The following is a 24,849-nucleotide window of genomic DNA, read 5'->3' as shown; positions in this document are numbered from 1 at the left end:
GGGTTACAGATTTTGTAATAGTTTTGCGTTGTAGGAAATTTAGGTTTCGATTGTACGATTCAGGTTCTTTTTCCACAGCAGGACTTGCATGAACACCCTCTCGGAGCCTCCCAGTCGTCTTTCCCCAAGACATCCGCTGCTGCTGTTCCCGCTGAAGCACCCCGTATTCCGATTGCTACCCTTGTCCCGGTCCACTGACCGCGCCTTGCCGTGTCCGGCATTCAGACATCTATAACGAGACTCTATAAATGGAATGGTTAGCGGATCCAACGGCCTGGCTCGGCTTGTTGACCTTGATTGTGCTGGAACTGGTGCTGGGCATCGACAACCTGGTGTTTATCGCGATCCTGGCGGACAAGCTGCCGCCGGAGCAGCGCGACCGGGCGCGGTTAATCGGTTTGTCCCTGGCGCTGCTGATGCGCCTGGGCTTGCTGGCGAGTATTTCCTGGATGGTGACCCTTACTCAGCCGCTGTTCGAGGTTTTCGGCAAGGGGTTTTCCGGCCGTGACCTGATCATGCTGTTTGGCGGTGTGTTCCTGTTGTTCAAGGCCACCATGGAATTGCACGAGCGCCTCGAAGGTCATGTGGCCCAGCGTGCGGGCAATGCCACCTATGCGATGTTCTGGCCGATCGTCGCGCAGATTGTGGTGCTTGACGCGGTGTTCTCCCTCGACGCGGTGGTGACTGCGGTGGGCATGGTCGACGAGCTGGCGGTGATGATGATCGCAGTGATCGTGTCCATCGGCCTGATGATTGTCGCGAGCAAGCCGCTGACGCGTTTCGTCAATGCGCACCCGACGGTGATCATGCTGTGCCTGAGTTTCCTGATGATGATCGGCCTGGTGCTGACTGCCGAAGGCCTGGGTTTCCACGTGCCCAAGGGTTACTTGTACGCGGCGATGGGCTTCTCGATTGTGGTGGAGCTGTTCAACCAGCTTGCCCGCGCCCGTCGCAAGCAGTCGGTACAGGGTACGTTGCCGGTGCGCCAGCGCACTGCGCATGCGGTGATGCGTTTGCTGGGGGGCCGCAGTCTGGCGGTGGAGGGCATGGATGACGACGTTGCCGACCTGATGGGCGAGCCGGATGCGACCCAGGGCCCGCTGTTTGATCGACGCGAGCGCGTGATGATCAGTGGCGTGTTGCAGTTGGCCGAGCGCCCGATCCGCAGCTTGATGACGCCGCGGGCCAAGGTCGACTGTATCGATCTGGCGGACGATGCCGACACTATTCGCCGTAAATTGATGCATTCGTCCTACTCGCGGCTGCCGTTGATCCGCAACGGTGCTGTCGATGAGCCATTGGGCTTCGTGCACAAGAAGGAGTTGCTCAAGGAATACCTGGCCGGCCACGAGCCGAACCTGGAGCACCTGGCGCGCCGCGCGGTCAACCTGCTGGAGAGCTTTTCGATCCTCAACGCCCTGGAGCAGATGCGCCAGGCATCCACCCATATCGCGTTTGTGATCAACGAATTCGGCGATTTTATGGGCGTGTTGAGCATGACCGACATTCTTGAATCCATCGCCGGTGAATTGCCGGACGCCAGCGAAATCGAAGGGCCGGATATCGTCGAGGAGGGCGCAGGCTTTCGCGCCAATGGCGCCTTGACCCTTAATCAGGTTCGCCAGCGCACCGGCTTCAAGGCCGTGGCCACCGACGATTACCAGACGCTCGCAGGTTTGGTGATGAGCCTGCTGGACCGCTTGCCGCGAGTGGGCGACAGCCTGGAGCACGAAGGCTGGCACCTGACAGTGGCGGCGGTGGAGGAGCGGCGGGTGACGCAGGTGCTGCTGGTACCTACGGCGCGTAGTCTTTGAACACCTGATCCAGAAGTGCTTCCTGTTCTTCCGGCGCGCCAATGCCCTTGAGGTTTTCGACCTCAAGGGCATTTTTGTAGACCACCAGGGTAGGCGTGCCGTCTACGCCGTCGATTCTCGGCGTCCGGGCGGTGTCCAGGATCATGCTCTTCACTCGGCCGGCGTATTTTTCGGCAATGCTATTAAAGCGTGGGTGAACTCCCAGGCACGCCTGGCAGGACTGGGAAGTAAACAGCACGATCACCAGCGGGTGCTGATTCAGAACCTGCTGGTAATCGCTGAGGGTATCAATCACCGCATTCGCAGCACCCATGATGATCTCCTTGTGCACCTGGCCGATGGGGCCTGCCGGATACGCTAGATCGCGAGATCACCACCGTCTACTGTCAACCTTCACAGGTAGACAGGCTCATGCATCGTCGGCACGTTCCGTTCGTTCACGTGCCTTGCGCGCCTGGCTCGCGCATTTCTTGTATTCCTCATTGTCCCTGGACGCCTTCGCCCGACGATAGCCATGGTGGTTCTGGCTGGTGTAATCGGTGCTGAAGGCTTCCTTGAGCTTCTGCAGTTCTTCTTTGCATTCACGGCGATCATTACTGGCCGAAGCCGTACCGGCCACCAGACAGCCCAGCAACACTACCAAAAGGCTTACCTTCATCACGCCACGCTCCCGCACACAGACATCCCACCAGCCTAGCCCAGCACAAAAAAACAACCAGAGCCTCGCCAAGAAACCCAGGTGAGTTGCGGCAAACCGGCTAGCTGTAGTGAGCGGTCTTCTCATAGTGAGCGAGCTTCCTGTGGCGAGCGGGCTTCTTGTGGCGAGCGGGCTTGCCCCGCGTTGGAGTGCGAAGCGCTCCCAACCCAGTCGCCGCGCTATACCTGAAAACCCGCGTCGCCAGGTTTTGGGGCCGCTTCGCAGCCCAACGCGGGGCAAGCCCGCTCGCCACAAGAAGCCCGCTCGCTCAGCACCGCCCCGGTGCACGGTAACGCTACCGTGGTGCACGGCATCCAAACTGTCACCGCCGTGTGTGGCCTTGCGTAGCAACACATCCACGGCTGCTGGCACAGCGCCTTACCGCAGCTCAATATTTATCCAATTGATTTAAAACAACTTTGTCCCCTTCATGTTTTTCTGCAACCGCCTATGGCACACTTTCTGCTGTCTATTCCGTTGTTACATACTAAGTTCCGGTATAGCGGAATACACAACTCCTGGAGTGCTTGTCATGCATCACCGACCTTCCGTGTTTAAAGCGTGTGTTTTTCTCTTCGCCGCATCGGCTTCCCTCGCAAGCGTTGTGCACGCGGCGGACAGCAAGCTCGATGATGTGCTCAAGCGTGGGCATCTCATCGTGGGTACAGGCAGTACCAATGCGCCGTGGCACTTCCAGGGAGCGGATGGCAAGTTGCAGGGTTTTGATATCGACATCGGCCGCATTGTGGCCAAAGGCTTGTTCAACGACCCGAGCAAGGTCGAGTTTGTGGTGCAGTCTTCCGACGCACGTATTCCCAACCTGCTGACCGACAAGGTCGACATGAGTTGCCAGTTCATTACCGTCACCGCCAGCCGTGCGCAGCAGGTGGCCTTTACCTTGCCGTACTACCGCGAAGGCGTGGGCCTGCTGTTGCCGAACAACAGCAAGTACAAGGAAATCGAAGACCTGCAAGCCGCCGGCGACGGCGTCACCGTGGCGGTGCTGCAAAACGTCTACGCCGAAGAGCTGGTGCACCAGGCGCTGCCCAAGGCCAAGGTTGATCAGTACGACAGCGTCGACCTGATGTACCAGGCCGTGAACTCCGGCCGTGCCGACGCCGCCGCCACCGACCAGTCTTCGGTCAAGTACCTGATGGTGCAGAACCCAGGCCGCTACCGCAGCCCGACCTACGCCTGGAGCCCGCAAACCTACGCGTGCGCGGTCAAGCGTGGCGACCAGGACTGGCTGAACTTCGTCAACACCGCGCTGCATGAAGCCATGACCGGCGTCGAGTTCCCGACCTACAAAGCCTCGTTCAAGCAATGGTTCGGTGTGGATTTGCCAGAGCCTGCGATCGGTTTCCCGGTTGAGTTCAAGTAAATCGTAAACCCTGGGGCGTCGCTGACGGCGCCCCAATCAGGTACTGCCGACCATGAACTATCAGTTGAACTTTGCCGCCGTGTGGCGTGATTTCCCCAGCTTGCTGGCGGGGCTCGGCCTGGGCCTTGAGCTGGCGCTGCTGTCGATCGCGATTGGCTGCGTGATCGGCTTGATGATGGCATTCGCCATGCTGTCCAGGCACCGCGCGCTGCGCATCATCGCCTCCGTGTACGTGACGGTGATCCGCAATACGCCGATTCTGGTGCTGATCCTGTTGATCTACTTTGCACTGCCGTCACTGGGGATTCGTCTCGACAAAATTCCGTCCTTCATCATCACGCTGTCGTTGTACGCCGGTGCCTACCTCACCGAAGTGTTCCGCGCCGGGCTGCTGAATATTCCCAAGGGTTTGCGCGAAGCCGGCTTGGCCATCGGCCTGGGTGAGTGGCGTATCCGCGCCTATATCACCGTGCCGGTGATGCTGCGCAACGTCTTGCCGGCGTTGTCGAACAACTTCATTTCGCTGTTCAAGGACACCTCGCTGGCGGCGGCGATTGCCGTGCCGGAGCTGACCTATTACGCCCGCAAGATCAACGTCGAAAGCTACCGGGTGATTGAAACCTGGATGGTCACGACTGCGCTCTACGTGGCTGCCTGTTACCTCATTGCCATGCTGCTCCGTTACCTGGAACAGCGTCTGGCGATCCGTCGTTAAGGAGGGTTTCCATGTACGAGTCCCCCAGCTGGCTGCATGAGTTGTGGATCGCCCGGGATACCCTGTGGGCGGGCTTTCAGGCCAGCGTGTATGTGTCTGCGCTGGCCATTATCTTTGGCACGCTGATCGGCATCGTCGCCGGGTTGATCCTGACCTACGGCAAATTCTGGATGCGCGCGCCGTTTCGTCTGTATGTCGACCTGATCCGTGGCACGCCGGTGTTTGTGCTGGTCTTGGCATGTTTCTACATGTTGCCGGCGCTCGGTTGGCAGATCAGCGCGTTCCAGGCCGGCGCCGTCGGGCTGACGCTGTTCTGCGGCTCTCACGTGTCGGAGATCGTGCGCGGCGCGCTGCAAGCCATTCCCCGTGGGCAACTGGAAGCGGGTAAGGCGATTGGCCTGACGTTCTACCAGTCGCTGGGTTACGTGCTGTTGCCTCAGGCGTTGCGCCAGATCCTGCCGACCTGGGTCAACTCCTCCACGGAAATCGTCAAGGCCTCGACCTTGCTCTCGGTGATCGGCGTGGCCGAGCTGCTGCTGAGCACCCAGCAAGTGATCGCGCGCACCTTCATGACCCTGGAGTTCTACCTGTTCGCCGGGTTTCTGTTCTTTGTCATCAACTACGCCATCGAGTTATTCGGGCGCTACATTGAAAAGCGGGTGGCCTTGCCATGAACCAACCTCAAACCAACCAACCGCTTTTGAACATTCGCGGCCTGCGTAAACAGTACGGCCAGGTCGAAGTGCTCAAGGGCGTCGACCTGTCCATGCAGCGCGGCAACGTGGTGACGTTGATCGGCTCCAGCGGCTCGGGCAAAACCACGCTGCTGCGCTGCGTCAACCTGCTGGAAGAATTCCAGGGCGGGCAGATCACCCTGGACGGCGAGTCCATCGGCTACAGCGAAATCGCCGGCAAGCGTGTGCGCCACCCTGAGCGGGTGATTGCCCAGCACCGCGCGATGACCGGCATGGCGTTCCAGCAGTTCAACCTGTTTCCGCACCTCACCGCGTTGCAAAACGTCACCCTCGGCCTGCTCAAGGTCAAGAAGATGGGCAAGGACGAAGCCGTGGCCCTGGCCGAAAAATGGCTGGACCGCGTCGGCCTGCTGGAGCGGCGCAATCACTTCCCGGGCCAGTTGTCCGGCGGCCAGCAACAGCGCGTGGCGATTGCCCGGGCGATTGCGATGAACCCCAGCTTGATGCTGTTCGACGAGGTCACCTCGGCCCTTGACCCGGAGTTGGTGGGCGAGGTGCTCAGCGTGATCAAGGGCTTGGCAGAGGAGGGCATGACCATGTTGCTGGTCACCCACGAAATGCGCTTTGCCTACGAAGTGTCGGACAAGATCGTATTCATGAACCAGGGCCGCATTGAAGAGCAGGGCAGTGCGAAGGACATCTTCGAACGCCCGCAATCGCCGCGCCTGGCGGAATTTTTGAAGAACATTCGTTTTTAATCAGGAGCAACTTTATGAGCATTACTCGTTACGGCACCGGCAGCACCGCCGGCGGTGGCCAACCGCGTCCTTTCGCACGTGCAGTGGAAGCGGACGGCTGGCTCTACGTCTCGGGCCAGGTGCCGGCGGTGGACGGTGAAATCATCAACGGCGGCATCGTCGAGCAAACCCGCCAGACCATGCGCAACGTGGTGGCGATTCTCGAAGAGGCCGGCTACGAGTTGAAAGACGTGGTGCGCGTTGGCGTATGGCTGGAAGATCCGCGCGACTTCTGGAGTTTCAACAAGGTGTTCGGTGAATACTTCACCCCCGAACACGCCCCGGCGCGCGCCTGTGTGCAGGCCAACATGATGGTCGACTGCAAGGTTGAGATTGATTGCGTGGCCTACAAGAAAAAAGGCTAAATGCCCCTCTCTTGACATCCACTGAAGATCAAATGTGGGAGAGGGCAAGCCCCCTCCCACAAGGGATCTCTGCCAGACCCTAGAATTTCGACCGGACCGAACTGCCATGACCGAAGACACCATCAAACGCCGCGCCAAAGGATTGGACCGTGCATTCGATATCCTCGATTTTCTCAAGGAGATCGGCCAGCCCCTGCGCCCGAATGATATTGCCAGCGGCATCGGCAGCCCCAAATCCACCGTCTACGAATTGGTCGCCTCGTTGCTGGAGCGGCGCATCCTGGAAACCGTGGGCAAGGACGGCCACGTCTACCTTGGTCGCCAACTGTACTTCCTCGGTCAGGCGCACCTGCGCCACTTCGACCTGACCCGCGAGGCCGATCACGCCTTGCAGGAGATCGTCAGCCAAACCCACGAAACCGCGCAGATGTGCCTGCTCAACGGGCGTAAATACACGGTGGCGCTGATGCGCGAAGGCGAGCGGCATTTCCGCATCTCGTCGGACATCGGCGAAAACGCACCGATCCCCTGGACTGCTTCCGGGCGCCTGTTGCTGGGGCACTTGAGCGACCAGCAGATTATCGACCTGATCGACTGCGACGATTTCATCCTGCCGGACGGCCAGCGCCTGCCGCTGGAGACGTTCCTGGCGCAGATCCGTCAGGCCACGCTCGATGGGTTCTTCTCCTTTGACAGCGTGGCCGACACCTTCACCCATTGCTTCGCCGCCCCGGTGCGGGACGCGCAGGGCATCAGCATTGCGACCTTGTGCATCGTTGCCCCACGGGCCGATGCGATCAAAAACTACAACGACTATCGCCGGGTGTTGATCGACAGCGCCAACAACCTGGCCCGACGCATCAACGAATAGGAGTGTTTATGACTGCCCTCAACGCCGTTGAAAAAGGCGCCGCCGCCGTTGGCGCCCACCTGGTCCGCGACGTCAGCCTGCCGGCCCTGGTGCTGCACCGCGACGCCCTGGAACACAACATTCGCTGGATGCAGGACTTCGTCAGCAACAGCGGCGCAGAACTCGCGCCCCACGGCAAAACCAGCATGATGCCGGCGTTGTTTCAGCGCCAGATCGAGGCGGGCGCCTGGGGCATCACCCTGGCCAATGCGGTGCAGACCCGCGCTGCCTATGCCGGGGGCGTGCGTCGTGTGTTGATGGCCAACCAATTGGTCGGCGCGCCGAACATGGCGTTGATTGCCGATCTGCTGGCCGACAAAGACTTCGACTTCCATTGCATGGTCGATCACCCGGACAACGTCGCCGACCTGGGGCTGTTTTTCGCCGCGCGTGGCCTGCGTTTGAACGTGATGATCGAGTACGGCGTGGTCGGCGGCCGTTGCGGCTGCCGCAGCGAGCAGGAAGTGCGCGAACTGGCCAAGGCGATCAAGGCCCAGCCGGCGCTGGCCCTCACCGGCATTGAAGGCTACGAAGGCGTGATCCATGGCGAGCACGCCATCAGCGGCATCCGCGACTTTGCCGCCAGCCTGGTGCGCCTGGCGGTCGACCTGCAAAACAACGGCTCTTTCGACCTGCCCAAACCGATCATTACCGCCTCGGGTTCGGCCTGGTACGACCTGATCGCCGAGTCCTTCGAAACCCAAAACGCCGCGGGGCGTTTCTTAAGCGTGTTGCGCCCGGGCAGTTACGTGGCCCACGACCACGGTATCTACAAGCAGGCGCAATGCTGCGTGCTCGACCGTCGCAGCGACCTCAATGAAGGCCTGCGCCCGGCGCTGGAAGTCTGGGCGCACGTGCAATCGATGCCCGAGCCAGGCTTTGCGGTGATCGCCCTGGGCAAGCGAGATGTGGCCTACGACGCCGGTTTGCCGGTGCCGCTCAAGCGCTACCGGGCTGGAATTGTGCCGGCCGAAGGCGATGACGTCACCGCCTGCATCGTGACGGCGGTGATGGACCAGCATGCGTTCATGACCGTGGCGCCGGGGGTAGAGTTGCGCATCGGCGACATCATTTCGTTCGGCACCTCGCACCCTTGCCTGACCTTCGACAAGTGGCAAGTGGGCTGCCTGGTGGATGAGCAGTTGCAGGTGATCGAGTCGCTGCATACCTGCTTCTAAACCGCGTCGCGCCTATCGCGGGCAAGCGCGCTCCCACATTCGACCGCATTCCTCCAGTTGAAATGCAATCAAATGTGGGAGCGGGCTTGCCCGCGAAGAGGCCCTCCAGAACAGCGAGAGACCAAGGCATGAACCCACAACCGCGCATCGCCCTGATCGGCGAATGCATGATCGAACTCCAACACCGCGCCGATGGCAGCCTTCAACAAAGCTTCGGCGGCGACACCCTGAATGCAGCGGTGTACCTGCGCCGCGAGCTGGGCGACATCGGCACGGTTGACTACGTCACCGCCCTGGGCGATGACAGCTTCAGCGACGCCATGTGCACGCAGTGGGCCGAAGAAGGCCTGGGCCTGGGCATGGTGCAACGCCTGCCCGGGCGGTTGCCGGGGTTGTACTGCATTCAGACGGACGCCAACGGCGAACGCAAATTCCTCTACTGGCGCAACGAAGCCGCCGTGCGTGACTGCTTCACCACACCGGCCGCCGAGCCGATCCTGGCGGCTTTGCCGGGTTATGACGTGGTGTATTTCAGCGGTATTACCCTGGCAGTGCTGGGAGAAATCGGGCGTACGCGGTTATTGCAAACCTTGATCGAAACGCGCAAGCGCGGTGGCAAGGTAGTCTTCGACAACAACTACCGGCCGCGTTTATGGGCCAGCGTCGAGGCGGCGCGCGCGGCGTATCACGCCGTGTTGGCCGAGGTGGATATCGCCTTGCTGACCGAGGACGACGAGCGTGCGTTGTTTGGGTACGCCGACAGCGAACAGGTGTTTGCGGCGTACCCGGCGATTGCAGAGGTGGTGCTCAAGCGCGGCGCGGATGAATGTTTGATCCGTTGCGCGGGCGAGCGCTTTGCCGTGCCGGCGTTGAAGGTCGAGAAGGTGGTGGACACAACGGCGGCGGGGGATTCGTTCAGTGCAGCGTATCTGGCCAGCCGGCTGAAAGGTCAGTCGCCGGAGGAGGCGGCCTTGGCGGGGCATCGGTTGGCGAGCCGGGTGATTCAGGTGCCAGGGGCTTTGATTCCTCGGTGAATGGCCGCCTGCGGCGGTTCGCAGGCAAGCCAGCTCCCACATTTGACTGCATTCCTCCAGTTGAAATGCGCTCAAGTGTGGGAGCTGGCTTGCCTGCGATAGCGGTCCTGAGCCAACCCCTCAGTCGCGGTAAAACACCTGCACCAGGTGATAGCCAAACTTGCTCTTGATCGGCCCATGAACCACCTTCACCGGCTTCTTGAAAATCACCGCGTCAATCGCCCCGACCATCTGCCCTGGCCGCACTTCACCCAAATCACCGCCGCGCTTGCCGGACGGGCAGGTCGAGTATTTCTTGGCCAGCACATCAAACGCTTCGCCCTTGGCGATACGCTGCTTGAGCTGTTCGGCTTCTTCACTGGTTTTCACCAGGATGTGACGGGCTTGGGCTTTCATGTTGTTACCTGGCAACGGTCAAACGTAAGGGCGCGCGATTATGCCTGAACTCATTCATCGACGCTGATCATGCTGCGGATTTTGGTCGCCAGCAGCTCAACCGAGAACGGCTTGGCCACCATGTCCATGCCGTCCTCCAGGAAGCCCTGGCGCTCGGCGGCTTTTTCGGCGTAACCGGTCATGAACAACACGCGCAGGCCGGGCCGGTGCTGGCGGGCGATTTCTGCCAGTTGGCGGCCGTTCATGCCCGGCAGGCCGACGTCGGTCACCAGCAGGTCCACGCGCAAATCCGACTCCAGCAGCGGCAGTGCCGTGCGTGAATCCGCCGCCTGGTGGGCGGTGTAGCCCAGTTCAGCCAGCACATTGACCACCAGCATGCGCACCGCGGGGTCATCCTCGACGACGACCACCGCTTCACCGGCCAGTGCCAGCGGCGCTTCACTCAGGTGCTGCGGCAGGTTGCTTTCCAGCGCGGTGCCATACAGGCGCGGCAGGTACAGGCGCACGCAGGTGCCTTGGCCGGGTTCGCTTTGAATGGTCACGTGGCCCCCCGATTGCTGGGCAAACCCGTAGATCATCGACAGCCCCAGGCCGGTGCCCTGGCCGATAGGCTTGGTGGTGAAGAACGGGTCGAAAGCCTTGGCCAGAATTTTCGGCGCCATGCCGCTGCCGTTGTCACTTACGCCGAGCATCACGTAGTCGCCGGCCTTGACCGGTTCGAGGGTGGTGATGTCGGTGCCGTCCAGGTAGCTGTTGGCGGTTTCAATCACCAGTTCGCCGCCGTCGGGCATAGCGTCGCGCGCGTTGATTACCAGGTTAAGCAGGGCGTTTTCCAACTGGCTGGCATCGGTATTCACCGGCCAGATGTCCTTGCCCAGCTGCACCTTGAGTGAGATATGCGCGCCTTTGGTACGGCGGAACAAGTCTTCCAGCGACGCCACCAGCGTGTTCGGGTCCAGCGGGCGGCGGTCGAGCGACTGGCGCCTGGAGAACGCCAGCAGCCGGTGGGTGAGGGCGGCCGCACGGTGAGCGGAGGAGACCGCCGCGTCAGTAAACCGGCCGATCTCATCGCTGCGCCCGGCGGCGATGTAGCGCTGCATCAGGTCCAGGCTGCCGATAATCCCGGTGAGCATGTTGTTGAAGTCATGGGCGATGCCGCCGGTCAGCTGACCCACCGCTTCCATCTTCTGCGCATGGCGCAGCGCATCCTCGGCGCGCTCGCGTTCGAACATCTCGTTTTGCAGGCGCTGGTTGGCCTCGGCCAGCGCCTGGGTGCGCTGGGCCACGCGTTCTTCGAGGTTCTCGTTGAGGTGGCGCAGGGCCTCTTCGGTGAGTTTGCGCTCGGTCTCGTCGATCACGAAGATGTAAAAGCCATTCACCGAGCCGTCATTGCTAAAGCGCGGCAAGTACTTCATCAGTGCATGGCGCGGCCGGCCGTCGTGGTGGGGCGTCACGGTCATGAAGCTGCACGCCTTGCCCTTGAGCGCGGCCTCGATCTTGTCTTCGCGCCCGGCATACACCTCATCGCCGAGCACTTCGCGGATGCTCTTGCCGTACAACTCCTGGGGCGTCATGCCGTACCAGTCGAGGTAGGCGCTGTTGTTCAGGCGAAAACGCTGTTCGTGGTCGACGTAACCGATCAGCACCGGCATGGCGTTGATGATCAACTGCAGCTCGGTCTGGCTTTGGCGCAGGGCCTGCTCGGTGTGTTTGCGTTCGGTCAGGTCCAGTGCTGCGCCTAAAAAGCGTGCCGGGCGGCCTTGATGATCCTTGTAACAGCGCCCGCGCGCGAACACCCAGCGCACCTGGCCGTCGGCTTGCAGCAGGCGGTATTCCTCGGCGTACTCGGTGCCGAAGGTGATGCAATGCTTGATGCTGCGCGCCACCGTGCCGCGGTCTTCGGGGTGTACGCCTTGCAGGTAGTCGCTGATGGGCAGCAGGCCGGCGTCACTCGGGTCGACGCCGTGCAGGTAGGCGAAATGGGCATCGGCGATAAAGCGGTCTTCGCCGATGTCCCAGTCCCAGGTGCCGACCGCATCGGTTGCCGCCAACGCCAATTGCAGGCGTTGCTCGGTGCTGTGCTGGGCCTTGAGGCTGTCTTCGGAGCGCTGCTGCAGCTCGAGGGCTTTGCTGCGCCGTTCGTTGGTTTCGATGGCGGTGACCAGAATGCCGGCGACGGTCCCGCTTTCATCGCGGACCGGGCTGTAGGTCAGGTCGAGCCAGATCTCGGTATCGCGGTGGTTGCGTTGCAGTACAAAGCGTTGCTCGCTGAACGTGCGCACCTGGCCGCTCAGCACGGCGTCGTAGACTGGCGCGGTGAAGCCGGCCAACTCCGGCCAGGTCTCATGCGCCGGCTGGCCCAACGCGCCGGGGTGCTTGTTGCCCGCAAGCCGCGCAAAGCCGTCGTTGTAAAGCTGCGTGAGCAGGGGGCCCCACAGCAGCAGCATTGGCATCGGTGAGTGGACCACGATGTCGACCGCTGTGCGTAGACTTTGCGGCCAGTCGTTGGCCTCACCGAGGGGGCTTTGAGCCCAGTCCAGCCGCGCAATCAATGCAGCGGCTTCGCTACCGGTGGATGTTCCATTCATGAAAAAGCCCTACACCTGACACTTTGAAGTACAACAAAAGCCGATTATCCCGCGAGACGGGAGCGGCTGACTACCCCTCGAAAAATAGCATGCATTGGGGCTTTGTCTTCAATTGAGTGCTTTTGCGCTGAAACCTTTCATCATTCGGCCAGCTCAGGGCGCTGGCGAAACTGCTCCAGCGCTTGCGGATTCGCCAGGGCGTCGGTGTTCTTCACCGGCTCACCGTGCACCACATTGCGCACCGCCAACTCGACAATCTTGCCGCTGATGGTGCGCGGAATATCGGTGACGGCGAGGATCTTCGCCGGCACGTGACGCGGTGTGGTGTTGGCGCGAATCACCTGGCGAATCTGCTGCTCCAGGGCCTCATCCAGCTCGATACCGTCAGTAAGACGCACAAACAGCACCACGCGCACGTCATCCTGCCAGCGTTGGCCGATGGCCAGGCTTTCCAGCACCTGCGGGACTTTTTCCACCTGCCGATAAATTTCCGCCGTGCCAATGCGCACGCCGCCGGGGTTGAGCACCGCGTCGGAGCGACCGTGAATAAGCCAGCTGCCAGTCGGGCATTGCTCGGCGTAGTCGCCCTGGGCCCACACGCCGGGAAACTGGCTGAAGTACGAGGCGCGCAGTTTGTGCTGCTGCGGGTCATTCCACAGGCCAATCGGCATGGCCGGAAAGTGCTGGGTGCACACCAGTTCGCCTTTTTCGCCGATCACCGCTTTGCCCTGCTCGTCCCACACTTCGATGGCCATCGCCAGGCTCTTGCACTGCATCTGCCCGCGACGCACCGGCAGCACCGGGTTGCCGATCACAAAGCAGGAGACGATATCGGTGCCGCCGGACATCGACGACAGGCACAGCTCGCGCTTGATCTGGCGGTACACGTAGTCGTAGCTCTGCGGCGACAGCGGCGAGCCCGTCGAGATCAGGCCCTTGAGGCTGCCCAGATCGTGGCTCAGGCGCGGCTGCAGCCCGGCTTTTTCCAGGGTGGCGAGGAATTTGGGGCTGGTGCCGAACACGCTGATTTTTTCGGCGTCGATCAGGTCGATCAAGCGTTCCGGTCCGGGGTGAAACGGCGAGCCGTCGTACAGCACTGCCGTGGCGCCGAGGGCCAGCACCGACACCAGCCAATTCCACATCATCCAGCCGCAGGTGGTGTAGTAGAACAGGCAATCTTCGCGCGACAGGTCGGCGTGCAGGCCGTGTTCCTTGAGGTGGGTGAGCAGCACACCGCCGGTGCCGTGGATGATGCATTTGGGCACGCCGGTGGTGCCGCTGGAATAGAGGATGTACAGCGGGTGAGCGAACGGCACCGCGACAAATTCAGGCTCGCCGCCGGGTGTGTAGAAGTCGTCCCACAGCGCGACTTTGGCCTGGGTCTGATAGTCCGTGACGCGCGCTTGAGGCCGCGCGTAAGGCACGATAATCAACTGTTCGAGGGACGGCAGGCGCGCGAGGATCTCATTCAGTTTGGCCGTTTGGTCGATGCCCTTGCCGGCGTAGCGATAACCCGCGCAGGTGATCAGTACCTTGGGTTCGATCTGGCCAAAACGGTCTATCACGCCCTGGGTGCCGAAGTCCGGCGATGAGCAAGACCAGATCGCGCCGAGGCTGGTGGTGGCGAGCATGCCCACCAGGGTTTGCCAGGTGTTGGGCATGCACGCGGCGACGCGGTCGCCCACGCCGACACCGGCTGCGCGCAGGCTGCGTTGCAGGCCGGCAACGTGTTCGGCCAATTCGGCGTAGGTGAGCTGTTCGCGTTGGCCGTCCTCGCTGATCGCGACCACCGCGGGGTGATCGTCGCGACGGCGCAGCAGGTGTTCGGCAAAGTTCAGGGTGGCGCCGGGAAACCACTGGGCGCTGGGCATCTGAGTGCCTTCGATCAGCGTCGCGGTGGGCGGGCTGCGAAACTGCACGTCGAAGAACGCGACGATGGCCTGCCAGAAGTCGGCACGCTGGTCGATGCTCCACTGGTGCAGGGCGGGGTAGTCGGCCAGCTGCAGGCTGTGGCGCTGGTTGATGAAGCGCCGGAACTGGTCCATCCGCGTGTTGCGGATGCGCTCGGGGGAGGGTTGCCAGAGGATTTCGGACATGAGGAAGTCTCTTGTTCTTGTACAAATCTTGCAGCCAACACAGATCGAATGTGTCTGTTTTATTGGGCCAGCCAGCCGCCATCGATATTCCACGCGGCACCGCGCACCTGCGCACCCGCCTCACTGCACAAGAACAGCACCAACTCACCCAGCTGCGGGGGCGTCACAAACGCCAGCGATGGCTGTTTCTCCGCGAGCAAGTCGTGCTGCGCCTGCTGCGGGTCCACGCCTTTGGCTGCGCGGTCATCAATCTGCTGTTGCACCAACGGGGTCAGCACCCAGCCCGGGCAGATGGCGTTGCAGGTGACGTTGCTGGTGGCGGTCTCCAGGCCCACCACCTTGGTCAGACCGATCACGCCGTGCTTGGCCGCCACATAGGCCGCCTTGCCCACCGAGCCGACCAGGCCATGCACCGAGGCAATGTTGACGATGCGCCCCCAACCCTTGGCTTTCATGCCCGGCAAGCTCAAGCGGGTGCTGTGGAACACCGACGACAGGTTGATCGCGATAATCGAGTCCCAACGCTCGACCGGGAAGTCCTCCACCGCCGACACATGCTGAATGCCGGCGTTGTTGACCAGAATGTCGACGCCGCCGAACTCGCGCTCGGCGTAGGCGATCATGTCGGCGATCTGCGCCGGGTCGCTGACGTTCGCCGGGTGATGGCCGACCTTGCCGCCAAATGCCTGCACCTGAGCAATCACCGCGCTGGCATCGCCGAAGCCGTTGAGGATCAGGTTGGCGCCGGCCTTTGCCAGGCTCAGCGCGATGCCCAAACCGATGCCGCTGGTGGAGCCGGTAACCAGGGCGGTCTTGCCGTTCAATGTCGTCATGAAAACCTCACACAATGCCGGTGGCGTAGAAAGTACCGATCACCACGAACACCGCGAGGGTCTTGATGATCGTGATGCCGAAAATGTCTTTGTAGGCTTCGCGGTGCGTCAGCCCGGTCACCGCCAGCAGCGTGATCACCGCGCCGTTGTGGGGCAGGGTGTCCATGCCGCCGCTGGCCATGGCCGCGACCCGGTGCAGCACTTCAAGGGGGATATTGGCCGCATGGGCCGCCGAAATAAAGCTCTCGGACATCGCCGCCAGGGCGATGCTCATGCCGCCGGAGGCAGAACCGGTGATGCCGGCCAGCAGGGTTACGGTGATCGCCTCGTTGACCAGCGGGTTGGGGATGCCCTTGAGCCAGTCCGCCAGCACCAGAAAGCCCGGCAACGAGGCGATCACCGCGCCAAAACCGTATTCCGACGCGGTGTTCATCGCCGCCAGCAGCGCACCGCTGACCGCGCTTTTGCTGCCTTCGGCGAGCTTGCTTTTGATCGCCGACCAACCGCACACCAACACCATGACGATGCCCACCAGCAACGCCGCCTGCACCGCCCAGATCGCGGTGAGCTTGGCGATCTCAGTGGTCACCGGCGCGCTCATGCCCGGCAGGCTGAGGCTGTGGGTCTTGCCGTACCACTGCGGGATCCAGTGGGTGAACAGCAAGTTCATCACGCCCACCAGCAGCAGCGGCGACAGCGCGATCCACGGGTTGGGCAGCGCCAGGTTGTCGGCGGTTTCCGGCTCGTTGCGCAGCTCGGTGCCATAACCTTCGCCGGCACGCTGGGCCTTATTGCGCTGGCGCGCCAGGTAGAGCATGCCGGTGCAGAACACAAACACGGTGCCGATCAGGCCCAGCCACGGCGCGGCCCAGGCGGTGGTGTTGAAAAAGGTGCTGGGGATGATGTTCTGGATTTGCGGCGTGCCGGGCAGGGCGTCCATGGTGAACGAGAACGCGCCGAGGGCGATGGTCGCCGGGATCAGGCGCTTGGGGATATTGCTCTGGCGAAACATCTCGGCCGCAAACGGGTACACCGCAAACACCACCACAAACAGCGACACGCCACCGTAGGTGAGCAGGGCGCAGACCAGCACGATCACCAGCATCGCCTGGCGCGTGCCGAGCAAACGGATGGCGGCAGCCACAATCGAACGCGAAAAGCCCGACAGCTCGATCAGCTTGCCGAACACCGCGCCGAGCAGGAACACCGGAAAATACAGTTTGATGAAACCGACCATTTTCTCCATGAACACCCCGGTAAACGCAGGGGCGACGGCGGACGGGTCGGTGAGCAGTACGGCGCCAAGGGCGGCAATGGGGGCAAACAGGATCACGCTGTAGCCACGGTAGGCCGCCAGCATCAGCAGCGCGAGGGCTGCCAGGGCAATGATCACACTCATGGTGTGTCTCCAGATCGAATTGTTATTTTTGTGGGGTGAGGCGTTGGAGAGGGGCTATAGCGAGATGTGTGCCAGTTTATTAACTTGTTGAAATATAAGAATATTATTTGATTTATGATCGGTGATTCTGGAATTAATCTCTATTTAGAGACAGGTGAATATCCAATGTGGGAGCGGGCTTGCTCGCGAAAGCGATGTATCAGTCGGCTCATTAGCTGCTGAACCACCGCTTTTGCGAGCAAGCCCGCTCCCACATTGGAATGTCTTTATAGTGAGAATCGTGTCTCTTTATTGAGACTAGGCAATACCCAGCGCCATCATCTTCTTGTACAGCGTCGACCGGCCCAGCCCCAACCGCTTGGCTGCCCCCACTACATTGCCTTCACATGCCGCCAACGATGCCTCAATCACCTGCCGATCAAACCGCTCCCGCGCCGCTGCGAACGTCTCGCCTTCAACGGTCTCTACGGCGCCACGCGCCACCGGGCTGAACGTGCCAATCGCGGCGCGAATCTCGTTGGCATCCAACACCAGGTCATCACTCAACAACGCCGCGCGCTCCAGCACATTGCGCAGTTCGCGGATATTCCCCGGCCACGCATGCTGCGCCAGCAACGCCAGTGCCTCGCGGTCCAGTTCATGCTGGCTGCGCAGCTCCTCCAGAATCGCCTCGCTCAATGCCGGAATATCATCCAGGCGTTCGCGCAACGGCGGCACCTGGATCGGCAACACATTCAGGCGGTAATACAAATCCGCGCGAAACTCACCGCGCTTGATTGCCGCTTCCAGGTCCGTGGACGTGGCCGCAATCACCCGCACATCGCTGTGCAGCATTTCGTTGGAACCTACCGGTTCGTATTCCTTTTCCTGCAATACCCGCAGCAGTTTGCTTTGCAGCGGCAGGGGCATGTCGCCGATCTCGTCGAGAAACAGCGTGCCGCCCTGGGCAATCTGCAGTTTGCCGGGACGGCCTTTGCGGTCGGCGCCGGTAAAGGCACCTGGCGCAGTGCCGAAGAATTCGGCTTCAAGCAGGTCCGCGGGAATCGCCGCGCTGTTAATGCTGACAAAAGCTTTGTGGGCACGCGGCGAGGCGCCGTGAATCGCCTGGGCCAGCAGTTCTTTGCCGGTGCCGGTTTCACCCAGCAACAACACCGGCGACTGCGCATTCGCACTGCGCCGCGCCCGACGTTTGACGTCCAGGCTGGCCGCGCTGGTGCCGATAAAGTGCGCGAAGTTGTATTTGCTCTGCCGCGAGCGCAGCAGCGAGCGGGTGGACGCCAGCTCCTGCTGCATGCTCAGGTAACGCTCGATCAGCGGCGAGAGGTTGCGCAACTCATCAAACAGCGCAAAGCCAATCGCGCCGATCACCGCGCCGGCATCATCGTGAATGGGCAGGCGCATCACCACCAGCGGGCCTTTGGGCGTGTCCTGGATATCCAGCAAAATCGGCTGGTCATTGCGCACCACCTGGCGCAGCAGGCTGTTGGAAATCACCTGCTCGCAGGGTTGGCCGATGGCTTCGTCGGCGCTCTTGAGCCCGAAACGCTTGGCGTAGCGCTCGTTCATCCACACGATATTGGCGTCGCGATCGACAATCACCGTGCCTTCGCTGGACTGCTCGATGATTTCGAACAGCGACTGGATGGCCAGGCCGCGAACCTGTTGGTAGTCCTTGAGGCTGTCGCTGATGTTCATATTTATGCCGCCAACACAAATGGAGGGTGGGGTCGCAATCCTGTGGGAGCGGGCTTGCTCGCGAAAGCGGTGTATCAGTGCCGCAGGTATTGGCTGTCACACCGCCTTCGCGGGCAAGCCCGCTCCCACAGGGGAGAAAGTGCTCCTACAAGGGAATGTGCGCCGCCGCCAGCAGCTCTTTGGTGTACGGATGCTGTGGCGATTCGAACACGCTATGGCTCGCACCGCGCTCCACCACCTTGCCATCCTTGATCACAATCATGTCATGGGCCATGGCGCGCACAACGGCCAGGTCATGGCTGATAAACAGGTAGGTCAGGCCGTATTTCTCCTGCAACTCACGCAGCAACGCCACCACCTGCTTTTGCACCGTGCGGTCCAGCGCCGAGGTCGGTTCGTCCAGCAGCATCAGTGCCGGCTTGAGCACCAGCGCGCGGGCGATGGCGATGCGTTGGCGCTGCCCACCGGAAAACTCGTGGGGGTAGCGGTGGCGGCTGGCGGGGTCGAGGCCCACGTCCTTGAGCACCTGCACCACTTGCGCATCGCGCTCGGCCAGGCTGCACGGCGCGTGCACTTCCAGGCCTTCGCTGATGATCTGCTCCACCGACATGCGTGGGCTGAGGCTGCCGTAAGGGTCCTGGAACACCACCTGCATCTGCTTGCGCCACGGGCGCATTTGCTGATTATTCAGCGGGTCGAGCGCTTCACCCTGGAAGCGGATGCTGCCGGTGGAATCGAGCAGGCGCAGGATCGCCTGGCCCAGGGTCGATTTGCCCGAGCCAGACTCGCCGACAATCCCCAGGGTCTTGCCGCGCTGCACGCTGAGGCTGATGCCGTCCACCGCGCGCAGGTAGGTCTTGCGCCGAAACAGCCCGCCGCTGAGGGGGAACTGTACCGTCAGGTCATCGACCTGCAACACCGTTTCGCGTTCATCACTGCACAGCGCATCGCCGGCCGGCTCGGCATCCAGCAACAGGCGGCTGTACGGGTGTTGCGGCGCAGTGAACAGCGTCTGGCAGTCGGCCTGCTCGACAATCTCACCGGCGCGCATCACGCACACGCGCTGGGCAATGCTGCGCACCAGGTTGAGGTCATGGCTGATCAGCAGCAGCGACATGCCCAGGCGTTGTTGCAAGGATTTGAGCAGCAGCAGGATCTTGCGCTGCACGGTCACGTCCAGCGCGGTGGTCGGTTCATCGGCGATCAACAGTTCCGGCTCACACGCCAGGGCCATGGCGATCATGACGCGCTGGCGCTGGCCGCCGGAGAGCTGATGCGGATAGGCCTTGAGGCGTTCCTTGGGCTTCTGGATACCCACCAGCTCGAGCAATTCAAGGATGCGCGCCTGCGCCGCCTTGCCCCCCAGGCCCTTGTGCAGCAGCAGGGTTTCGCCGATCTGTTTTTCAATGCTGTGCAGCGGGTTGAGCGAGGTCATCGGCTCCTGGAAGATCATCGCAATGCGGTTGCCACGCAGCTTTTGCAGGGTCGCCGCCGACGCGCCGATCAGCTCCTGGCCGCGATACTTCACCGAGCCCGTGGTGTGCGTGCCGGCTTCGGGCAGCAGTTGCAGGATCGAATGCGCCGTCACCGACTTGCCCGAGCCCGACTCGCCGACCAGCGCCAGGCATTCGCCCTGGCGCACGTCCAGGCACAGGTTGCGCACCACGGTCTGGCCGCTGAAGGCAACACTGAGGTCGCGGATTTCAATGAGGTTCATAGGCAGTCACTCATGAGCGGGGGTCGAAGGCATCACGCAATGCCTCGCCGATAAAGACCAGCAACGACAGGATCAGCGCCAAGGTGAAGAACGCCGTCAGGCCCAGCCAGGGCGCCTGCAGGTTCTGCTTGCCCTGGGCGATCAGCTCGCCCAGCGACGCGCTGCCTGCCGGCATGCCGAACCCGAGGAAATCCAGGGCGCTCAAGGTGGAAATCGCCCCGGTCAAAATAAACGGCAGGTAGCTCAAGGTGGCGGTCATGGCATTGGGCAGGATATGCCGGCCAATGATCTTGCCATCGCCCAGGCCCAGGGCGCGTGCGGCCTTGACGTATTCCAGGTTGCGCCCGCGCAGGAACTCGGCGCGCACCACGTCCACCAGTGCCAGCCAGGAAAACAGCGCCATGATCCCCAGCAGCCACCAGAAATTAGGCTCGACGAACCCTGACAGGATGATCAGCAGGTACAACACCGGCAGCCCGGACCAGACTTCCAGAACGCGCTGGCCCAGCAAGTCCACCCAGCCGCCGTAATAACCCTGCAAAGCGCCGGCGGCAATGCCGATGGCGGCGCTGATGGCGGTGAGCGCCAGCGCGAACAGGATCGACACGCGCGCGCCAAAGATCACCCGCGCCAGCACATCGCGGGACTGATCATCGGTGCCCAGCCAGTTCACTGCCGAGGGCGGGCTGGGGGCAGGGCGGCTCAGTTCGTAATTGGGCGTGTCATCGCTGAACGGGATCGGCGGGAACAGCATCCAGCCGCCGTCCTGCTTGATCAGTTTTTGCACGTAGTCACTGCGGTAGTCGGCCTGGAACGGCAGTTGCCCGCCGAACTGCTGCTCGGTGTAACGCTTGAACACCGGGAAATACAGCTCGTTTTTGAAACTGAGCACCAAGGGCTTGTCGTTGGCGATCAGCTCGCCGCCCAGGGTCAGGATAAACAGGCCGATAAACAGCCACAGCGACCACCAGCCGCGACGGTTTTTCTTGAAGCGCTCGAAACGCCGACGCGCCACCGGAGACAAATCAAGCATCAGGCGTTCCTCGCGGCGAAGTCGATACGCGGGTCCACCAGGGTGTAGCAGAGGTCACCGATGAGTTTTATCAAGAGGCCAAACAGAGTGAAGATAAACAGCGAGCCGAACACCACCGGGTAGTCACGGGACACGGCGGCTTCATAGCTCATGCGGCCCAGGCCGTCGAGGGAGAAAATCACCTCGATCAGCAGGGAACCTGCGAAAAACACGCTGATGAACGCCTGGGGAATCCCCGAGATCACCAGCAGCATGGCGTTGCGAAATACGTGGCCGTAGAGCACGCGCCGTTCGCTTAAACCCTTGGCGCGGGCAGTGACCACGTATTGGCGGGTAATTTCATTCAAGAAAGAGTTTTTGGTCAGGATGGTCAGCGTGGCGAACCCGCCGATCACCAGCGCGGTGACCGGCAGCACCAGGTGCCAGAAGTAATCGGCAATCTTGCCCACGGTGCTCAGCTCGTCGAAATTCTCCGAGACCAGCCCACGCACCGGGAACCAGTTCAGCGACGTACCGCCGGCAAACACCACAATCAGGAACATCGCAAACAGGAACGCCGGCATTGCGTAACCGATGACGATGGCGGTGCTGCTCCACACGTCAAAACTGCTGCCGTGGCGCACCGCCTTGCGAATTCCCAAGGGAATCGACACCAGGTAGGTGATCAACGTGGCCCACAGGCCGAGGGAAATCGTCACCGGCATTTTTTCCAGGATCAGGTCGATCACCGTCGAGCCGCGAAAGAAGCTGTTGCCGAAGTCCAACTGCGCGTAGTTCTTGAGCATCAGCCACAGGCGTTCGGGGGCGGGCTTGTCGAAGCCGTATTGTTTTTCGATGTCCTTGATCAGTTTCGGGTCCAGGCCGCGGCTGGCGCGGGAGCCGCTGATACTTTCGCCGGAACCGCCGCCGATGCCGCCGCCGCCAATCCCTTGCAAATGCGCGATGGCCTGTTCAACCGGGCCGCCCGGTGCGGCCTGCACGATGACGAAGTTGACCAGCAGGATGATCACCAGCGTCGGGATGATCAGCAGCAGGCGCCGCACGATATAGGCAAACATCAGCGCGTACCTCCGCGTTTCTTCAACTCGGCATTCATTTGCTCATTCGTCAGGGGCGTAGGGCTGATTTCCCACCAGGTTTCCAGCGCTTCGTCGTTCTTGGCCTCGATGGCCGGGCGGCCGAAGCGGTTCCACCACGCGGCGGAGGTGCCGGGCGGGTAGTAGTTGGGAATCCACAGGTAATTCCATTGCAGCACACGGTCCAGGGCATGGGCGTAGGTGAGCATCTGCGCCTGGGTGGTGGCCTTGACCAGGCCGCTGATCAGCGTGTCGACGGCCGGGTCTTTGAGCACCATGTAGTTATTGGCGCCGGGATCGTAAGCCGCCTGCGAGCCGAAGTAGTTGTACAGCTCCAGGCCCGGCGAGGTGGTGACCGGGAAGCCGACGACGATCATGTCGTAATCACGGGCCATCATGCGGTTCACATACTGCGAGGAGTCGATGCGGCGGATATTCAGGGTGATGCCGATCTGCGCCAGGTTGCGCTTGTACGGCAACAGCAGGCGTTCCAGGCCGGGCTGGGCATTGAGGAAGGTGAACTCCAGCGGCTCGCCGTCGGCGTTGACCAGCTTGTCACCCTTGGGTTTCCAGCCCGCCGCTTCCAGCAGCGCCAGGGCTTGCAGCTGTTTGTCGCGAATCATGCCGCTGCCGTCGGTGACCGGCGCCTTGAACACCTGGGTGAACACCTCAGCGGGCACTTGATCGCGCAGCGGTTCAAGAATGGCCAGCTCTTCCTGGGTTGGCAGCTGGCTGGCGGCCAGCGGGCTATTGGAAAAATAGCTCTGCTGGCGAATGTACAGGTTGCGCATCATCTGCCGGTTGGCCCATTCAAAATCCCACAGCATCGCCAGGGCCTGGCGCACGCGGCGATCCTTGAACATCGGCTTTTGCACGTTGAACACATAGCCCTGGGCCGGTTGTGGCATCTCTTTGGCCAGGTGCGCGCGTTGCAGGCGGCCGTCGTCCAGCGCCGGGCCGTTGTAGCCGATGGAATAGCCGGTGGCGGAGAACTCACGATTGAAGTCGTAGGCACCGCCGCGCAGCACCTGACGGGCCACTTCGGTATCGCCGAAGTACTCCAGGCTCAGGTGATCGAAGTTGTACAGGCCACGGCTGACGGGCAAGTCCTTGCCCCACCAGTCCGGGTCGCGGGTGAAGGTGATGGTGCTGCCGGAGTCGATCTTGCTGACCTTGTACGGGCCGCTGCCGAGCGGGGCTTCGTAGCCGCCGCCGTTGGCGAAGTCGCGGGTTTTCCACCAGTGCTCGGGAAACACCGGCAAGGTGGCGATATCCAGCGGCAGGGTGCGGTTTTCATTGCTGGAAAAATCGAAGCGCACCTGGCGCTCGCCTTCGACTTCGACGTGCTTGACGTCGGCGAACAGGGTGCGAAAGCGCAGGCTGCCTTGGGTCATCAATAGATCGAAGCTGTAACGCACGTCTTCGGCGGTGATTGGCGTGCCGTCGGCGAAGCGCGCCTTGGGGTTCAGGTAGAAGCGCAGGGACAGGCCGTCGTCAGCGCGCTCCATCTTCTCGGCGACCAGGCCGTAGACGGTGTAGGGCTCATCCAGGGAGCGCTGGGCCAGCGGGGCGTAGAGCCAGCCGTCGACCTGGGAGACGCCGATGCCTTTGTCGATGTACGGCAGCACATGATCAAAACGCCCGATCTCGATCGCCGAGCGCCGCAGGCTGCCGCCTTTGGGGGCGTTGGGGTTGGCGTAGTCGAAATGGCTGAAGCCGGCGGGGTACTTGGCCGGTTCGCCGTAGACCGTGAGGTAGGTCTGCGGGGCCGCGATCACAGCGGTGCTGGCCAGCAGCAGGGCCAGGGCGGAGCTGCAGAGTTTTATGGAAAAAGCCAATCGCATTGTCAGCCTTGAGCGCCGGGTGAAGAAGAATAGAGATGTGTACGTTATCGACTTAAGCCTTGCCAGTCATCACATGCACAACGGCCCGCCAAAAGGCGGGCCGTTGTTTATAGCATCAGCACAGACTGGATCAGTCCTGGCGGCTGGTGACTTCCAGCAGGTGGTAGCCGAACTGGGTCTTGACCGGGCCTTGCACGGTGTTGACCGGGGCGCTGAAGACGACGGTGTCGAATTCTTTGACCATCTGGCCTGGGCCGAACGAACCGAGGTTGCCGCCGTCGCGGCTGGACGGGCAGCTGGAGTTGGCTTTGGCGATTTCTGCGAAATCGGCGCCGCCTTCGATTTGGGCCTTGAGTTCGTTGCACTTGTCTTCAGTGGACACGAGGATGTGACGGGCGGTGGCTTTGGCCATGGGGAGTAACTCCTTGAATTAAAAAGGGTGAGCGTACCGGATTCAGGCGGTTATTTGTTGGCAAAGTTCCGTTGGGTTTGGGTTGGGTTAGGGTTGGGGGCATATCCGTTGCTGCGGTCACGGCCACTTAGGGTTCCGCTCTTACAGCGGGTCACTTTTGGCAAACGCCCGGAA

General features: G+C 61.8%; 22 protein-coding genes. 9 read left to right on the top strand and 13 right to left on the bottom strand.

The genetic code is table 11. The features are described from left to right. Positions 1-248: 248 nt before the first annotated feature. Entirely contained in the window at positions 249-1,814 is a 1,566-nt protein-coding gene (locus tag FPT15_RS26405; RefSeq protein ID WP_145165758.1) for a TerC family protein, read from the top strand. Here the strand turns inward: FPT15_RS26405 and FPT15_RS26400 are convergent. Next, positions 1,795-2,127 carry a co-chaperone YbbN gene (locus tag FPT15_RS26400; RefSeq protein ID WP_145165757.1) on the bottom strand — a complete coding sequence of 111 codons (333 nt, stop codon included), beginning with the start codon at positions 2,125-2,127 and terminating at the stop codon, positions 1,795-1,797. The two genes, FPT15_RS26405 and FPT15_RS26400, sit on opposite strands and share 20 nt — an antisense overlap. 96 nt (positions 2,128-2,223) lie before the next feature. Further along, positions 2,224-2,472, bottom strand: a complete 249-nt coding sequence (locus FPT15_RS26395) for a hypothetical protein (RefSeq protein ID WP_145165756.1) — start codon at positions 2,470-2,472, stop codon at positions 2,224-2,226. Positions 2,473-3,043: 571 nt separating this feature from the next. Between FPT15_RS26395 and FPT15_RS26390 the strand changes: the two genes are divergently transcribed. The 8 genes from FPT15_RS26390 (at position 3,044) to FPT15_RS26355 (ending at position 9,586) form a co-directional block, all read left to right on the top strand. Then, the gene (locus tag FPT15_RS26390; protein WP_065929539.1) at positions 3,044-3,892 is read left to right on the top strand and encodes a transporter substrate-binding domain-containing protein; all 849 of its coding nucleotides are present in this window, start codon (positions 3,044-3,046) and stop codon (positions 3,890-3,892) included. A gap of 52 nt (positions 3,893-3,944) precedes the next feature. Further along, a complete protein-coding gene (locus FPT15_RS26385; protein WP_106580127.1) occupies positions 3,945-4,607 on the top strand; it encodes an amino acid ABC transporter permease in 663 nt (220 codons plus the stop codon). 11 nt (positions 4,608-4,618) lie between these two features. Further along, a complete protein-coding gene (locus FPT15_RS26380; protein WP_122541442.1) occupies positions 4,619-5,281 on the top strand; it encodes an amino acid ABC transporter permease in 663 nt (220 codons plus the stop codon). After that, a complete protein-coding gene (locus FPT15_RS26375; RefSeq protein ID WP_119735365.1) occupies positions 5,278-6,060 on the top strand; it encodes an amino acid ABC transporter ATP-binding protein in 783 nt (260 codons plus the stop codon). The genes FPT15_RS26380 and FPT15_RS26375 overlap by 4 nt, the downstream gene beginning before the upstream one ends. Positions 6,061-6,074: 14 nt before the next feature. Then, positions 6,075-6,464 (top strand): RidA family protein, encoded by a 390-nt coding sequence (locus FPT15_RS26370; protein ID WP_078742925.1) that lies wholly within the window; start codon positions 6,075-6,077, stop codon positions 6,462-6,464. Positions 6,465-6,570: 106 nt separating this feature from the next. Further along, positions 6,571-7,335, top strand: coding sequence for an IclR family transcriptional regulator (locus tag FPT15_RS26365; protein ID WP_145165755.1), 765 nt, complete (start codon positions 6,571-6,573; stop codon positions 7,333-7,335). A gap of 8 nt (positions 7,336-7,343) precedes the next feature. Then, on the top strand, positions 7,344-8,552 hold the full coding sequence (locus FPT15_RS26360; RefSeq protein ID WP_145165754.1) for an amino acid deaminase: 1,209 nt from the start codon (positions 7,344-7,346) through the stop codon (positions 8,550-8,552). Positions 8,553-8,680: 128 nt separating this feature from the next. Next, complete coding sequence (locus FPT15_RS26355) at positions 8,681-9,586, top strand: sugar kinase (protein WP_145165753.1); 906 nt, start codon at positions 8,681-8,683, stop codon at positions 9,584-9,586. Between the two features lie 120 nt (positions 9,587-9,706). On the opposite strand, the gene FPT15_RS26350 is transcribed toward FPT15_RS26355, so the two are convergent. The 11 genes from FPT15_RS26350 to FPT15_RS26300 form a co-directional block, all read right to left on the bottom strand. Next, entirely contained in the window at positions 9,707-9,982 is a 276-nt protein-coding gene (locus FPT15_RS26350; protein ID WP_003174397.1) for a peptidylprolyl isomerase, read from the bottom strand. A 50-nt stretch (positions 9,983-10,032) separates the two neighbouring features. Beyond that, the gene (locus tag FPT15_RS26345; RefSeq protein ID WP_145165752.1) at positions 10,033-12,570 is read right to left on the bottom strand and encodes a PAS domain-containing sensor histidine kinase; all 2,538 of its coding nucleotides are present in this window, start codon (positions 12,568-12,570) and stop codon (positions 10,033-10,035) included. Between the two features lie 140 nt (positions 12,571-12,710). Continuing rightward, on the bottom strand, positions 12,711-14,666 hold the full coding sequence (locus FPT15_RS26340) for an acetoacetate--CoA ligase (protein ID WP_145165751.1): 1,956 nt from the start codon (positions 14,664-14,666) through the stop codon (positions 12,711-12,713). Between the two features lie 59 nt (positions 14,667-14,725). After that, on the bottom strand, positions 14,726-15,499 hold the full coding sequence (locus tag FPT15_RS26335; protein ID WP_145165750.1) for a 3-hydroxybutyrate dehydrogenase: 774 nt from the start codon (positions 15,497-15,499) through the stop codon (positions 14,726-14,728). 7 nt (positions 15,500-15,506) lie between these two features. Beyond that, complete coding sequence (locus tag FPT15_RS26330) at positions 15,507-16,898, bottom strand: GntP family permease (RefSeq protein WP_145165749.1); 1,392 nt, start codon at positions 16,896-16,898, stop codon at positions 15,507-15,509. A 297-nt stretch (positions 16,899-17,195) separates the two neighbouring features. Next, positions 17,196-18,593 carry a sigma-54-dependent Fis family transcriptional regulator gene (locus FPT15_RS26325; RefSeq protein WP_145165748.1) on the bottom strand — a complete coding sequence of 466 codons (1,398 nt, stop codon included), beginning with the start codon at positions 18,591-18,593 and terminating at the stop codon, positions 17,196-17,198. 145 nt (positions 18,594-18,738) lie between these two features. Beyond that, a complete protein-coding gene (locus FPT15_RS26320) occupies positions 18,739-20,310 on the bottom strand; it encodes an ABC transporter ATP-binding protein (RefSeq protein WP_145165747.1) in 1,572 nt (523 codons plus the stop codon). 10 nt (positions 20,311-20,320) lie between these two features. Next, positions 20,321-21,343 (bottom strand): ABC transporter permease, encoded by a 1,023-nt coding sequence (locus FPT15_RS26315; RefSeq protein WP_178119753.1) that lies wholly within the window; start codon positions 21,341-21,343, stop codon positions 20,321-20,323. Further along, on the bottom strand, positions 21,343-22,401 hold the full coding sequence (locus tag FPT15_RS26310; protein WP_145165745.1) for a microcin C ABC transporter permease YejB: 1,059 nt from the start codon (positions 22,399-22,401) through the stop codon (positions 21,343-21,345). The genes FPT15_RS26315 and FPT15_RS26310 overlap by 1 nt, the downstream gene beginning before the upstream one ends. After that, complete coding sequence (locus FPT15_RS26305; protein WP_145165744.1) at positions 22,401-24,263, bottom strand: extracellular solute-binding protein; 1,863 nt, start codon at positions 24,261-24,263, stop codon at positions 22,401-22,403. Before FPT15_RS26305 ends, FPT15_RS26310 begins: the two co-directional genes overlap by 1 nt. Before the next feature lie 130 nt (positions 24,264-24,393). Further along, positions 24,394-24,675, bottom strand: coding sequence for a peptidylprolyl isomerase (locus FPT15_RS26300; RefSeq protein ID WP_010210937.1), 282 nt, complete (start codon positions 24,673-24,675; stop codon positions 24,394-24,396). Between the last annotated feature and the right edge of the window lie 174 nt (positions 24,676-24,849).

The sequence above is a fragment of the Pseudomonas sp. RGB genome (assembly GCF_007713445.1).
GTDB lineage: Bacteria > Pseudomonadota > Gammaproteobacteria > Pseudomonadales > Pseudomonadaceae > Aquipseudomonas.
This window is presented reverse-complemented; position numbering and strand designations above follow the sequence as displayed.